Genomic DNA, 13,424 nt, shown 5'->3' with positions numbered 1-13,424 from the left:
GTGAGCCCGCAGCCCCCGGAGCAGCGGCGCGCCCGCCTCCTCAGCTTCCGGGCGCTGCGCGGACGGCCGGACACCGAGCACGAGATGAGCTTCAACCGGCTCGCCTTCGCGCTCCTCATCACGGTCTTCCTCCTGCTGGAGGACGCGCCCTGGCACGCGCTGGAGGTGGTGGCGGCCTATTGGGTCTTCGCGATCGCCGTCTTCGCGCACATCCTGGCCTTCCCCGCGGTCAACAACCTCCGGCGCGTCGTCACGCTGGCGCTCGACATGGCCCTGCTCTCCTACGAGATGCATGTCGGCGGCGAGAAGACCTCGGTGCTGGCGGCGCTCTACCTCTGGGCCATCCTGGGCAACGGCTTCCGCTTCGGCGTGACCTGGCTCTACATCGGGCAGGCGCTGGGCATCCTGGGCTTCGCCGGGGTCGTGATCTTCACACCCTTCTGGCACGACCAGCCGCATCTCTCGGCCGGCTTCCTGCTCGGGCTCATCGCCATCCCGGCCTATGCGGCGACACTGGTCCGCAAGCTCTCGGCGGCCAAGGCCCAGGCCGAGGCCGCCAACCAGGCCAAGAGCATGTTCCTGGCCAGCGTCAGCCACGAGCTGCGGACGCCGCTCAACGCCATCATCGGCATGGGCGGGCTGCTGCAGCAGTCCGAGCTCGACGCCGAACAGCGCGAGATGGCCGGCACCGTCACCGATGCCGGGCGCAACCTGCTGCGGCTGATCGAGAGCATCCTGGACTTCTCGCGCATCGAGGCCGGGCAGATGCCCGTCCAGCGGGAGGAGTTCGAGCTCCCCGCGCTGCTGGACGAGGTCCGCCGCATGCTCGCCGGCACCGCGCGGGAGAAGGGGCTGCGCTTCACCTTCCACGCCACGCGCCGCACGCCGCGGCGGCTCCTGGGCGATCCCTCGCTCACCCGCGAGGTGCTGCTGAACCTGGTCGGCAACGCGCTGAAGTTCACCGCCTCGGGCGGCGTCGTGGTCGCCGCCGACGCGGTGCCCTCGGAGGAGGGCGTGCTGCTGCGCTTCGAGGTGACGGACACCGGCATCGGCATCGCGCCCGAGGCCCAGGCGCGCATCTTCGAGGCCTTCTCCCAGGCGGATGCCAGCATCATCAACCGCTTCGGCGGCACCGGACTGGGGCTCGCGATCAGCAGGCGGACGGCCGAGCTGCTCGGCGGCAGGATCGGGGTCGAAAGCCTGGAAGGCGTGGGCAGCACCTTCTGGTGCGTGCTGCCGATGGGCCTCGCGGCCCCGCTGGAAGAGGCGGCCGCGCCCGAGGCGGTCCTGCTCGTCCCCGACGCCGCCGCCCGCGCCAGGGACTGGGCCGCGGCCGGCCTGCAGCTGCGCCCCGCGGCCACGCTGGCCGAGGCCGTCGGCGCGCTGGAGGGCCTGCCGGCCGCCGCCCCGCGCCTCCTGGTGGTCGATGTTGAGGCGCTGCGCCAGGGGGGCGACATGACGCCCGCCATCCTCGCCCAGACGCTGGAGGCGCTCGACCCCATGGGGGCCTGGCGCACCATCCTGCTGGCGCCCGAGCCGCCGGAGGAGCTCCCGCCTTTGCCGCTGCGCCGCGCCTTCGTCACGCTGCTGCCCCCCGCCCCGGCGCCGGACCAGCTTTCGGCGGCGCTGCTCCTGGCCGGCGGGACGGCGCGTCGGGAGCCGGCGCGGCTGCCGCAGCCCGCGCCCCGGCGCCGGCTCTCCGTGCTGGTCGCGGACGACAACCGGGTCAACCTGCGGGTGGTCGCGCGCATCCTGGAGAGCGTCGGCCACGAGTCGACCCTCGTCTCGGACGGCGAGGAGGCGCTGGACGCGCTGGAGGCCCGCGACTTCGACCTCGTGCTGATGGACCTCAACATGCCGCGGCTGGACGGCATCGAGGCCGCGAAGCTCTATGCGATGCAGGCGCTGGGCCGCCGCCGCGTGCCCTGGCTCGCCGTCACCGCCGATGCCACTGACGAGGCGCGCCGGCGCTGCGAGGAGGCGGGCTTCGCCGCCTGCCTGGTGAAGCCCCTGACGCCGGCCGCGCTGCTCGCCGCCATCGACGCGCTGCCCTGGCCCGAGCAGGAGGGCCCGGAACACCCGCCGGCCATCGCCGCCATCGCCAGCCATCCGCGCTTCCGCCCCACCGGGCCGGTGCTGGTGGACCGGCGCGCGCTGGACGATCTGGACCTGCTGGGCGGCGCCGAATTCGCGCGCGAGGTGGTGACCGAGTTCCTGGAGGATGCCGAACTCACACTCGGCGAGCTGTCGCGCGCCGTGGCGGCGGGCGATTCCGGCGCCTTCCGCGCCAAGGCGCATGCGCTCCACAGCGCGGCATCCCATGTGGGCGCCCGCGCGCTGTGCGAGCTGTGCCAGCTCTGCCGGAACGTCGGGCCCGACGTGCTGCGCGAGCAGGGCCGGTCCATCGTGGAGCGGCTGGCGGCCGAGCTCGAGCGGGCACGGCCGCTGCTGCTGCGCGAGGGCCCGGAGGGTGGGACCGGGCAGTTGCGGAGCTGAATGGCCTGCGCGCCCTCGGCCCCCCGGCGGGTCGTGGCGGGCCTCACTCCGCCGCCAGGACCATCGGCTCCCGGGCTCCCAGCTCCGCGGCCAGGCGCTTCTCCTGCGCCTGGGTGAGGCGCAGCATCTTGCGCAGGTCCATCTCCGAAATGCCCAGCGCCGTCTCGGCCCAGATGTCCACCACATCCTTCAGCTCGGGCAGGGTCACCGGGTCGACGCGCCGGCGCACGCGCAGCAGCGCCTGCTGGGCATTGTGCTTGCGCGTCGCGTTGTCGATGTAGTCGCGCACCGCCGCCTCGCCCTGCCCCGGCTCGGCCAGCACGGTCACGATGCCCATGGCGTGCAGCTCCTCGGCCGAGTAGAGGCGGCCGGACATGATCATTTTTTCCGCCTCCACCTGGCCGATCCGGCGGGAGAGGAAGCTGTAGGCGCCCATGCCGGGGAAGAGGTTGAAGAGAATCTCGGGCAGGCCGAACTTCGCCTGCCGCTCGGCCACGATGACGTCGAAGGCGAGCGCGCATTCGAAGCCGCCGCCCAGCGCGTCGCCCTGGACCAGCGCGATGGTGACGACCGGTGCCTGGAAGGCCTCGGCATTGCCGTGGATCGCCTCGACGCAGAGATGGCCGTAGCGGCGCAGCGCGGGCAGGTCGCGGCTGCGGATCTTCTCGGCGAAAAGGGAGAGATCGCCGCCCAGGTTGAAGATGCCGGGCAGCCGGCTGCCCATCACGTAGTAGCGCAGGGTCGGGCCGAACTCGGCGCGGCGGGCGGGCGAGAGCGCGTCGCGCAGAAGGGCCTGCTGGGCCAGGATGTCCTGCAGCAGGTCCAGCGTGAAGCAGGGCTTCGGGCCGGGGCGCATATGCGCCCAGAAGCTCGCGGTGTCCGGCTCGAGCCGGGTCTCCAGCGTGGCAAAGCGCGCCGCGGCCAGCACCGCGGCGGGATCGCCGAAGGAGGAGCTGGGGACGGATTGGGTTTCCGGGAGGGAGAGGAAGGTCATCGCAGGCTCCGTTTTGGGTGGATCGGCCATGAGGACTCGAAGTCGGCCGTAGGCGCATGTTAGCCGCGAACGCATCGCGTTTAAGTTGTAAACAAGCACTTTCACTCGCGTGTGCGGTGGCCCGTTTGGCCAGACCAGCAACGTAGCGGCTCCTGCCCCGTTGGCGGGGGCGCGGTCAAATGCCGGGACATGGGCTTCGCCGCCCCGGAAGGCGGGATGCGGCAACTCTCCGGGCATGTCCCTCGTTTTCCAGAGGAAGAACCGCTCTCGAGGAGGACAGCATGCCCCGCGGAGACAAGTCCAAATACACCGGCAAGCAGGAGCGCAAGGCCGACCACATCGCCGAGGGCTACGAGAAGCGCGGGGTGCCGGAAAAGGAGGCCGAGCGGCGCGCCTGGGCGACCGTCAACAAGGACGACGGCGGCGGCAAGAAGCCCGGCGGCTCAGGACGGGGGAAGGAGACGGGCCATCCGGCCGCGCATGAGGGTGGGAAGGCGGGCGGCAAGGCCGCCGCCTCCCGAACGGCCGCGGAGCGCTCGGCCTCGGCGAAGAAGGCGGCCGCCACCCGCAGGCGCAACGCGGCGGCGCATGCCCATCACTGAAGCGGCGTGAAAAAGGCGGCGCCGGTTGCCCGGCGCCGCCCCATTTACGCTCATACTTGCTTATCCGACGCGAGCCTTCGCTGGCTATCCGACCGCGAGCCTTCGCTGGCTATCCAACCGCGAGCCGCCGCTCGACGATCTGCTGCTTCATGCTCTTCTGCAGCTTCTCGAAGGCGCGGACCTCGATCTGCCGGACGCGCTCGCGGCTGATATTGTACTGCTGGCTCAGCTCCTCGAGCGTGGTCGGCTCATCCTTCAGGCGCCGCTCGATCAGGATATGGCGCTCGCGCTCGTTCAGCGTGCGCAGCGCGCCGTTCAGCATGTCCTTGCGGTTGGACATGTCCTGCCGCTCGGCGAGCTCCTCCTCCTGGCTCTCGGACTCGTCCACCAGCCAGTCCTGCCACTCGCCCTCGCTATCGGCGCGGACGGGGGCGTTCAGGCTGTTGTCCGGCGAGGCCAGCCGGCGGTTCATGCTCACCACATCCTGCTCGGGCACGGCCAGCGTCGTCGCGATCTTGGTGACGACCTCGGGCTGCAGGTCGCCATCCTCCAGCGCCCCGATCTGGCCCTTGAGCCGGCGGAGGTTGAAGAAAAGCTTCTTCTGCGCCGCGGTGGTGCCCATCTTCACGAGCGACCAGCTGTGCAGGATGTATTCTTGAATCGCGGCACGGATCCACCACATCGCATAGGTGGCGAGGCGGAAGCCGCGTTCCGGGTCGAACCGCTTCACCGCCTGCATCATGCCGACGTTGCCTTCGCTGATCAGCTCGCCGACGGGCAGGCCGTAGCCGCGATAGCCCATGGCGATCTTGGCGACGAGACGCAGGTGCGAGGTCACGAGCTTGTGCGCGGCGCCTTCATCGGCGGAGTCGCGCCAGCGCTTCGCGAGGCTCAGCTCCTCCTCAGGGGCGAGCATCGGGAACTTGCGGATGTCCTGCAGGTAGCGGGACAGGTTGCCTTCGGGGGCCATGGGTATGCTGAGGGACGCCATAGTGAGCCTTCCATCTGCGACGCGCCCCACCCCGTGACGGCGGCAGGTGCGCGACCTTTGCGGCATAACGCGACCGGGGCCCTCCGGGCTGCATCCGCCCCGGTCACGGAAGGGGCGGTTTCAGCAGCCAGGATCTAGGAGCGGCACCCCGGGGTCGTTGCCAATGTCGCAACCCTAGACGGGTTGTAGCGCCATGTCCAGTAAAACCGACCATATTGGTCCGGATAGGACATTCCGCCGGGCGGACAAGGTTTACCGGGGCATGGCGCCGAGCTGGGCCAGCAGGTTCTCCATGTCCTTCGGTGGGTCCGACCGAAAGGTTAGCATCGCTCCCGTGACCGGGTGCTTGAAGCCGAGCGTCGTCGCGTGCAGGGCCTGGCGGGGGAAGGCCAGCAGGGATTCGCGCAGCTCCTCGGGCAGCAGCCGGCTCGCCGCCGGGATGCGGCGGAGATAGACCGGGTCCCCCACCAGCGGATGGCTGCGATGGGCCAGGTGCACGCGGATCTGATGGGTCCGTCCCGTCATCAGCTTGCAGCGCAGCAGCGAGGCGGCGCCGAACCACGAGGCTTCCGTCCGGTACCGGGTCACGGCGTGCTTGCCGGAGGTGGCGCCCGCCGCCCCTCCCCTCGAGCGCGGCTCGACCACCGCCATGCGCTTGCGGTCGGTGGCGTGGCGGCCGATGGCGGCCTCGATCTCCCCCTGGGACGGGTTCGGCACGCCCCAGACCAGGGCCAGGTACTCGCGGTCCAGGTCGCGGGCGGCGAAGGCCTCGGAGAGGGCCTGGTGCGCGGCCTGCGTCTTGGCCACGACCATGATGCCGGAGGTGTCCTTGTCCAGCCGGTGGACGATGCCCGGCCGCTTCTCCCCGCCGATTCCCTCCAGCTCCTCGCCCGCATGGGCCAGCAGGCCGTTGACCAGCGTGCCGTCCGCATTGCCCGGCGCGGGGTGGACGACGAGGCCGGCCGGCTTGTCCAGCACGATCAGGTCGCGGTCCTCGTGGAGGATGTTCAGCGCCATGGCCTGCGCCTCGGGCCGGGCCGGCACCGGCGAGGGCGGCGAGAGGGCGTAGGTGGCGCCGGCGCGGACGGCATGGGCGGGCTCGGTCACCGCCTCGCCGTCGCGGGTCGCGTGGCCCTGCTCGATGAGCGCCTTGACGCGGGAGCGCGAGAGGCCGCCTATCCGCTCCGCGAGGAAGCGGTCCAGGCGCGTGCCCTGGTCGGCTTCGGTCGCTGCGATTTCATGGGTCTTGGACAAATGCGGGCACTCAAAATCCTGGTTGTGGCGATGGGGGTGATGATCGTCGCCGGCACGGTGGCCCTCGTCGTGGTCCTCGTCCAGCGCGCCGGACGCGGGGGTGGCGCGCCCCTGCCGCCGATGAGCCTCGACCTGCCGGCCGGCAGCCGGATCCTGGGGATCGCGGCGGCCGAGGGGCGCTTCGCCGTGCTCGTGCAGCGACCGGACGGCGACCGGATCGTCTTCCTCGACGCGAAGACGGGCCGGCCTGTGGGAGAGGTCATTCCCGGCGCTTCGGTGCCCGTGCGGTAGCGACGGCGGGCGGAGAACCAGCCGGGCAGTCCACCGCCTGCTGCGCCGCAGCATAGCTTGACGGCATGGAAACTCGCGAGTACCCATATCGAAACTCGTCAGTTTCCATCTCGGAAGTCTCGCATGCCCCTATCCCGGCCGCGCCCGCCCTTTTCTCCTTCACGTGTCGCCGGACTGGTCGCCATGTTCGGGGCAACCGTGGCGATCGTCGGCTGCGAGGAAAAGCAGGCCGCGGCGCCCGAAGCGCCGCCGCCGCCCGCCGTGACGGTCGTCAGCCTCCGCCAGCAGCCCGTCACCATCACGACCGAGCTGCCCGGCCGCACCTCGGCCTTCCAGACCGCCGAGGTCCGACCGCAGGTCGGCGGCGTGATCCGCGAGCGCCTCTTCACCGAGGGGGCCGAGGTCCAGGCCGGCCAACCGCTCTATCAGATCGACCCGGCCCCCTATCAGGCCCAGCTGGACAGCGCCGAGGCGGCGCTGCGGCGCAACGAGGCGGCGGCGGCCTCGGCGGCGGTGACGGTGAACCGCTACCGCCCGCTGGTCCGCGCCCGGGCCGTGAGCCAGCAGGATCTCGACCTCGCCGAGGCCGCGCTGCGCCAGGCCCAGGCCGATGTCGCCTCCGGCCGCGCCGCCGTCGAGACCGCCCGCATCAACCTCGACTACACGAGGGTGACCTCGCCGATCGCCGGGCGCACCGGCCGCTCGGCCGTGACGGCCGGCGCGCTGGTGACCTCGCAGCAGACCGCCTCGCTCGTCACCATCACCCAGCTCGATCCGATCTATGTGGACGTGACCCAGTCCGCCGCGCGCGTGATGCGGCTGCGCCGCGACCTCGCCGAGGGCACGCTGCGCCAGGACGGCGAGGGCCAGGCGGTGGTCCATCTGACGCTGGAGGACGGCACCGAATACCCCGAGGCGGGCCGGCTGCAATTCTCCGAGGTCATCGTCGATCCAGGAACCGGCTCCATCACCCTGCGCGCCGTCTTCCCCAATCCGAACGGCCAGCTGATGCCCGGCCTCTTCGTGCGGGCCCGCATCGAGGAGGGCGTGACCGACCGCGCGCTCATGGTCCCGCAGCAGGCGGTGACCCGCACCCCGCGCGGCGAGGCCACGGCCATGGTCGTCGACGCCGAGGGCACGGTGGCGGCGCGCATCATCAAGGCCGAGCGCGCCATCGGCACGGCCTGGCTCGTCACCGAGGGGCTGAGCGAGGGCGACCGCGTGATCGTCGAGGGGATCCAGCGCGCGCGGCCCGGCGGCAAGGTGAACGCCACCGAGACCACGCAGCAGGCGCTGAACGAGCGTGGCGCGGCCGCCGCCTCCGCCTCCGCCTCCGCTAACGCCGCTCCCGCGGCAGGTCGTTAGGCCCGCATCATGGCCCGTTTCTTCATCGACCGCCCGATCTTCGCCTGGGTGCTCGCCATCGCGACCATGCTCACGGGCGTGCTGGCGATCCGCTCGCTGCCCATCGCGCAGTATCCGAGCATCGCACCGCCCTCCATCTCCATCTCCGTCGTCTATCCCGGCGCCTCGGCCGAGACGGTGCAGAGCACGGTCGTGCAGGTCATCGAGCAGCAGCTCAGCGGCATCGACAACCTGCTCTACTTCACCTCCGAGACCGGCAAGGACGGCAGCGCCGCCATCACGCTGAGCTTCGCCCAGGGCACCGATCCGGACACCGCCCAGGTGCAGGTGCAGAACAAGGTGGCGCTGGCCACGCCCCGCCTGCCGCAGGCGGTGCAGCAGCAGGGCCTGCGCATCGCCAAGGCGACGCGCAACTTCCTGCTGGTGGTCGGCTTCGTCTCCACGGATGGGCGCCTCACCAATATCGACATCGGCGACTTCATCGCCTCCAATGTCCAGGACCCGCTGAGCCGCACGCCCGGCGTGGGCGACTACCAGCTCTTCGGCGCGCAATACGCCATGCGCGTCTGGATCGATCCCGCGAAGCTGGTGAACTTCAACCTGACGCCCTCCGACGTCACGGCCGCCATCCGGGCGCAGAACGTGCAGATCGCCTCGGGCGAGCTCGGCGCCCTGCCCTCCGTGCCGGGGCAGCAGCTCAACGCCACCATCATCGGCCCGACCTATCTGCAGACGCCCGAGCAGTTCGGGGGGATCCTGCTGAAGGTCCAGCCGGACGGCTCGCGCGTGCTGCTGCGCGACGTCGCCCGCGTCGAGCTGGGCGGCGAGAACTACGCCATCTCCTCGCAGTTCAACGGCAATCCCGCCGCCGGCATCGCCATCAAGCTCGCCAGCGGCGCCAATGCGCTCGACACCGAGCAGGCCGTGCGCGCCACCATCGAGCGGCTGCGCCCGAGCTTCCCGGCCGGCGTGGACGTGGTCTATCCCTACGACACCACGCCCTTCGTCCGCCTCTCCATCGAGGAGGTGGTGAAGACGCTGATCGAGGCCATCGTCCTCGTCTTCCTGGTGATGTTCCTCTTTCTGCAGAACTTCCGTGCGACGCTGATCCCGACCATCGCGGTGCCGGTCGTGCTGCTGGGCACCTTCGCCGTGCTCCTGGCGCTGGGCTACAGCATCAACACGCTGACGCTCTTCGGCATGGTGCTGGCCATCGGCCTGCTCGTGGACGACGCCATCGTGGTGGTCGAGAACGTCGAGCGCCTGATGGAGGAGGAGGATCTCTCCCCGCTCGAAGCCACGCGCAAGTCGATGACGCAGATCACCGGCGCGCTGGTGGGCATCGGGCTGGTGCTCTCCGCGGTCTTCCTGCCGATGGCCTTCTTCGGCGGCTCGACGGGCGTGATCTACCGGCAGTTCTCCATCACCATCGCCACGGCCATGGCCCTGTCGGTGCTGACGGCGATCATCTTCACGCCCGCGCTCTGCGCCACGATCCTGAAGAAGCCCACCAAGGCGAGCCATGAGAAGCGCGGCTTCTTCGGCTGGTTCAACCGCAATTTCGACCGCGGCGCGCACGGCTATCAGCGCGGCGTGGGCCATGCGCTGAAGCGGCCGAAGCGGGTCCTGCTGATCTACGCGCTGATCGTCGCGGGGATGGCCTTCATCTTCCTTCGGCTGCCCACCTCCTTCGTCCCGGACGAGGACCAGGGCACGCTCTTCATCCAGGTCTCGGCCCCGCCGGGCGCCACGGTGGAACGCACCCAGCGCGCCGTGGACGAGGTCACGCGCTATCTCCTGGAGGAGGAAAAGGACGTGGTCGCCTCGGTCTTCGGCATCACCGGCTTCAGCTTCGGCGGCCGCGGCCAGAATTCCGGCATGGCCTTCGTCAGCATGAAGCCCTGGGACGATCGCCCCGGCGCACAGGGCAGCGTGCAGGCGCTGGCCGGCCGCGTGATGCGGCGCTTCGGCGGCTACCAGGATGCAATGATCTTCGCCTTCGCGCCGCCCGCCATCTCCGAGCTCGGCAATGCGGCGGGCTTCGAGTTCCAGCTGCTCAACCGCGGCGGCCTCGACCACGCGCAATTCCTGGCGGCGCGCAACCAGCTTCTGGGCCTCGCGGCGCAGAGCCCCATCCTCGTCGGCGTGCGGCCCAACGGCCTGGACGACGAGCCGCAATACCGCCTCGTCATCGACTGGGAGCGGGCGAGCGCGCTCAGCCTCTCCATCGAGAGCATCAACAGCACCGTCGCCTCCGCCTGGGGCTCCAGCTACGTCAGCGACTTCATCGATCGCGGTCGCGTGAAGCGCGTCTTCATCCAGGGCGCGCCCTCCTCGCGCATGCTGCCGAGCGACCTGGAAAGCTGGTTCGTGCGGAACGCGGGCGGGCAGATGGTGCCGTTCTCCGCCTTCGCGACGGCGGAATGGACCTTCGGCGCGCCGAAGCTGGAGCGCTTCAGCGGCGTCGCCTCCTTCGAGATCCAGGGCGCCGCGGCGCCGGGCTCCAGCACGGGCGCGGCCATGGCGGAGATGGAGCGCCTCGCGGCACAGCTGCCCGCCGGCATCGGCTCCGACTGGAGCGGCCTCTCCTACGAGGAGCGCCAGTCGGGCTCGCAGGCGCTGCCGCTCTACGGGCTGTCGCTGCTGGTGGTCTTCCTCTGCCTGGCGGCGCTCTACGAGAGCTGGGCCATCCCCGCCGCGGTGATGATGGCGGTGCCGCTCGGCGTGCTCGGCGCGGTCGCCGCCACCTGGGGCTTCGGCATGGCGAACGACGTGTATTTCCAGGTGGGCCTGCTCACCACCGTGGGCCTGACCGCCAAGAACGCCATCCTCATCGTGGAATTCGCGAAGGAGGAGTTCGAGCGCGGGAGCAATCTCCTCGATTCCGCCCTCTTCGCCGCCCGGCAGAGGCTGCGGCCCATCCTGATGACCTCGCTCGCCTTCGGGCTCGGCGTGCTGCCGCTGGCCCTCTCCACCGGCGCGGGCGCCGGCGGGCGCAACGCCATCGGCATCGGCGTGGTGGGCGGCGTGCTGTCCGGCACGATTCTCGCGCTGCTCTTCGTGCCGGTCTTCTTCCTGGTGGTGCTGCGCCTGTTCCGGGTGAAGCCGAAGCTCCATGGCGAGCCCGGGCCGGGCTCTGCCGCCCAACCGCATCCCGCGCCGGGAGAGTGACCATGCGCCGTTCCGTTCTCGCGCTGCCGCTGGCGGCAGCGCTGCTCTCCGGCTGCAGCCTCATCCCCGAGATCGCGCGGCCGGCCCCGCCCGTCCCGGCCGCATGGCCCGAGGGGCCGGCCTATCGCCGACCGCCCACGGCCATGCCGGCGAACACCGATCCCGCCATCGCGGCGGATGCGATCGGCTGGCGCGAGGTGCTGCGCGACCCGCAGCTCCAGCGCGTGGTGGAGCTGGCGCTCGCCAACAACCGCGACCTGCGCGCCGCGGCGCTGAACGTGGCGCAGGCCGAGGCGCAGTACCGCATCCAGCGCGGCGAGCTCCTGCCGCAGCTCGGCGCCTCGGGCTCCCTCACGGCCCAGCGCATCCCCTCCAGCTTCGCCCCCGGCGGCGGGGCGATCACGAGTCGCGTCTGGTCCGGCGGCATCGGCTTCACCTCCTACGAGATCGACCTGTTCGGCCGGGTGCGGAGCCTGAGCCAGCAGGCCTTCCAGCAGTATCTCGGCTACGGGGAAACGCGCCGCGCCTCGCAGATCAGCCTCGTCGCCCAGGTGGCCAATGCCTGGCTGGCCTTGCTGGGCGACCGCGAGCTGCTGGCCCTGACCGAGCGGACGCTGGCGAACCAGCAGGAGGCGCTGCGGCTCACCCAGGCCGGCTTCGACGGCGGCAACGCCACCGCCCTGGCCCTGCGCCAGGCCCAGACCGCCGTGGAGACGGCGCGGGCGAGCCTCGCGCAGTACACGCGGCAGCAGGCGCAGGACATCAATGCGCTGAACCTGCTGGCCGGAACCACCGTGACACCGGATCTGCTGCCATCCGCGCCCCTCGACGGCCCCGTGGTGGCCGAGGTGCCGGCGGGGGTGGATTCCGCCATCCTGCTCCGCCGCCCCGACGTGCTGGCGGCCGAGCACAACCTGCTCGCCGCCAATGCCAATGTCGGCGCCGCGCGGGCCGCCTTCTTCCCCTCGATCACCCTGACCGGCAGCGCCGGCACCGCGAGCACCAGCTTCAGCCGCCTCTTTGCGCCCGGCACGGCGAGCTGGAGCTTCGCGCCGCAGATCAACGTGCCGATCTTCTCGGCCGGCATCCTGCGGGGCAGCCTGGACCTGGCCAAGGTGCAGACCCAGCTTCAGGTCGCGGAATACGAGCGCACCATCCAGACCGCCTTCCGGGAGGTGGCGGACGTGCTGGCGGCCCGGGGCACCTACGACACGCAGATCGCGGCCCAGACGGCGCTGGCCAATGCCTATGCCGACGCCTATCGGCTCTCCCTGCTGCGCTTCCGCAGCGGGCTCGACACCTATCAGGCGCCGCTCGACTCGCAGCGCCAGCTCTTCGCCGCGCAGCAGGAGCTGATCTCGCTGCGGGTCCAGCGGCTGCAGACGCTGGTCACGCTCTACAAGGCCTTGGGCGGCGGGTGGTCCGACACGAGCCGGCCGCGCGGCGCTCATCCCTGATGCGCGGCGCCGGCCATCGCGTAGACTTGAAGCCTGCCTCGCGTGGAGGGCTGGGAATGACGGAAACCGTGCCTATGAAAGCCGGCCTGGCCGGGCTGCCGCCCTCAGGCGCCCCGGCGGCAGGGATCCCGGCGGCAGGCGTCCCGGCGGCTGGCCCCCGGCCTCGCCTGCCCGAGGCGGAACGCCGCCAGGCGATCCTCCGCGTGGCCGAGAGCGTCTTCCTCGCCCAGGGCTATGCCGCGACCAATATGGACGACGTGGCGCGCGGCGCGCGGATGTCGAAGAAGACCCTCTACCAGCTCTTCTCCTCCAAGGAGGCGCTGTTCGAGGCGGTCATGACGGAGCATCTCGCGCCCTTGCTGGTCGCCACGCCGGAGGAGGCCGAGGACGACCTGCGGAAGGGCCTGATCGCCTTGCTGGATCGGGCCGCGACCCACCTTCTGGACGAGCGGCATGCCGGCTTCTTCCGGCTCATCTCCGCCGAGGTGAAGCGCACGCCGGAACTCGCGGAAGCCTTCCACCGTGCCGGACCCGCGCGCGGCAAGGGCGCGCTGGAGCGCTATCTCGCCGCCCAGGCGGCACGCGGGAACCTTCGCCTGGAGGATCCGGAGGAGGCCGCGGGCATGCTGTTCGGCCTGGCCATCGGAGAACCGCATATGCGGATGATCCTGGCGCAGCGCCATGCTCCAGGCCCGGAGGAGATCTCGGCCCGCGTGGCCAGGGCCGTGGACATCTTCCTGAACGGAACCTTGCCAGGTTGACCGAGGGGCCGGCTCGGCCGGCATGCGGCGACGGGGCCTGGC

At 71.1% G+C, this 13,424-nt stretch carries 10 protein-coding genes; 7 read left to right on the top strand and 3 right to left on the bottom strand.

Features of this window, described 5'->3' with window-relative positions; translation table 11 throughout:
- Positions 1–2,496 carry an ATP-binding protein gene (locus EJV46_RS02980; RefSeq protein ID WP_131547092.1) on the top strand — a complete coding sequence of 832 codons (2,496 nt, stop codon included), beginning with the start codon at positions 1–3 and terminating at the stop codon, positions 2,494–2,496.
- Between the two features lie 43 nt (positions 2,497–2,539).
- Here EJV46_RS02980 and EJV46_RS02975 read toward each other — a convergent pair whose 3' ends face one another.
- Entirely contained in the window at positions 2,540–3,490 is a 951-nt protein-coding gene (locus tag EJV46_RS02975) for a crotonase/enoyl-CoA hydratase family protein (RefSeq protein ID WP_131547091.1), read from the bottom strand.
- A gap of 281 nt (positions 3,491–3,771) precedes the next feature.
- On the opposite strand from EJV46_RS02975, the gene EJV46_RS02970 reads away from it, so the two are divergent.
- On the top strand, positions 3,772–4,092 hold the full coding sequence (locus EJV46_RS02970; protein ID WP_131547090.1) for a plasmid stabilization protein: 321 nt from the start codon (positions 3,772–3,774) through the stop codon (positions 4,090–4,092).
- Between the two features lie 109 nt (positions 4,093–4,201).
- Here the strand turns inward: EJV46_RS02970 and rpoH are convergent, their stop codons facing one another.
- Both rpoH and EJV46_RS02960 read right to left on the bottom strand, forming a co-directional pair.
- Positions 4,202–5,062: an RNA polymerase sigma factor RpoH gene (rpoH, locus tag EJV46_RS02965; RefSeq protein WP_131547089.1), complete on the bottom strand. Its 861-nt coding sequence runs from the start codon at positions 5,060–5,062 to the stop codon at positions 4,202–4,204.
- A gap of 273 nt (positions 5,063–5,335) precedes the next feature.
- Positions 5,336–6,337: an RluA family pseudouridine synthase gene (locus EJV46_RS02960; RefSeq protein ID WP_240782376.1), complete on the bottom strand. Its 1,002-nt coding sequence runs from the start codon at positions 6,335–6,337 to the stop codon at positions 5,336–5,338.
- Here EJV46_RS02960 and EJV46_RS23160 point away from each other — a divergent pair, their 5' ends adjacent.
- The 5 genes from EJV46_RS23160 (at position 6,338) to EJV46_RS02940 (ending at position 13,382) form a co-directional block, all read left to right on the top strand.
- Positions 6,338–6,628 (top strand): DUF6476 family protein, encoded by a 291-nt coding sequence (locus EJV46_RS23160; RefSeq protein WP_240782375.1) that lies wholly within the window; start codon positions 6,338–6,340, stop codon positions 6,626–6,628.
- A gap of 183 nt (positions 6,629–6,811) precedes the next feature.
- Positions 6,812–7,993, top strand: coding sequence for an efflux RND transporter periplasmic adaptor subunit (locus tag EJV46_RS02955; RefSeq protein WP_131547087.1), 1,182 nt, complete (start codon positions 6,812–6,814; stop codon positions 7,991–7,993).
- Between the two features lie 9 nt (positions 7,994–8,002).
- Positions 8,003–11,164, top strand: coding sequence for an efflux RND transporter permease subunit (locus EJV46_RS02950; RefSeq protein ID WP_131547086.1), 3,162 nt, complete (start codon positions 8,003–8,005; stop codon positions 11,162–11,164).
- A gap of 2 nt (positions 11,165–11,166) precedes the next feature.
- Positions 11,167–12,621 carry an efflux transporter outer membrane subunit gene (locus EJV46_RS02945; RefSeq protein WP_131547085.1) on the top strand — a complete coding sequence of 485 codons (1,455 nt, stop codon included), beginning with the start codon at positions 11,167–11,169 and terminating at the stop codon, positions 12,619–12,621.
- 74 nt (positions 12,622–12,695) lie between these two features.
- Positions 12,696–13,382 carry a TetR/AcrR family transcriptional regulator gene (locus EJV46_RS02940; RefSeq protein WP_165585297.1) on the top strand — a complete coding sequence of 229 codons (687 nt, stop codon included), beginning with the start codon at positions 12,696–12,698 and terminating at the stop codon, positions 13,380–13,382.
- Positions 13,383–13,424 lie beyond the last annotated feature (42 nt).

Origin of the sequence: Roseococcus sp. SYP-B2431, assembly GCF_004336745.1 — a bacterium.
Classification (GTDB): domain Bacteria; phylum Pseudomonadota; class Alphaproteobacteria; order Acetobacterales; family Acetobacteraceae; genus Roseococcus.
The sequence above is the reverse complement of the archived record's forward strand: the minus strand, read 5'-3'. Positions and strand labels throughout refer to the sequence as shown.

Excerpts from the sequence above, each read along its gene's own strand:
- EJV46_RS02945 (WP_131547085.1), top strand. The coding sequence starts at position 11,167 with ATGCGCCGTTCCGTTCTCGCGCTGCCGCTGGCGGCAGCGCTGCTCTCC.
- EJV46_RS02970 (WP_131547090.1), top strand. The coding sequence starts at position 3,772 with ATGCCCCGCGGAGACAAGTCCAAATACACCGGCAAGCAGGAGCGCAAG.
- EJV46_RS02940 (WP_165585297.1), top strand. The coding sequence starts at position 12,696 with ATGAAAGCCGGCCTGGCCGGGCTGCCGCCCTCAGGCGCCCCGGCGGCA.
- EJV46_RS02955 (WP_131547087.1), top strand. The coding sequence starts at position 6,812 with ATGTTCGGGGCAACCGTGGCGATCGTCGGCTGCGAGGAAAAGCAGGCC.
- rpoH (WP_131547089.1), bottom strand. The coding sequence starts at position 5,062 with ATGGCCCCCGAAGGCAACCTGTCCCGCTACCTGCAGGACATCCGCAAG.
- EJV46_RS02975 (WP_131547091.1), bottom strand. The coding sequence starts at position 3,490 with ATGACCTTCCTCTCCCTCCCGGAAACCCAATCCGTCCCCAGCTCCTCC.
- EJV46_RS23160 (WP_240782375.1), top strand. The coding sequence starts at position 6,338 with ATGCGGGCACTCAAAATCCTGGTTGTGGCGATGGGGGTGATGATCGTC.
- EJV46_RS02950 (WP_131547086.1), top strand. The coding sequence starts at position 8,003 with ATGGCCCGTTTCTTCATCGACCGCCCGATCTTCGCCTGGGTGCTCGCC.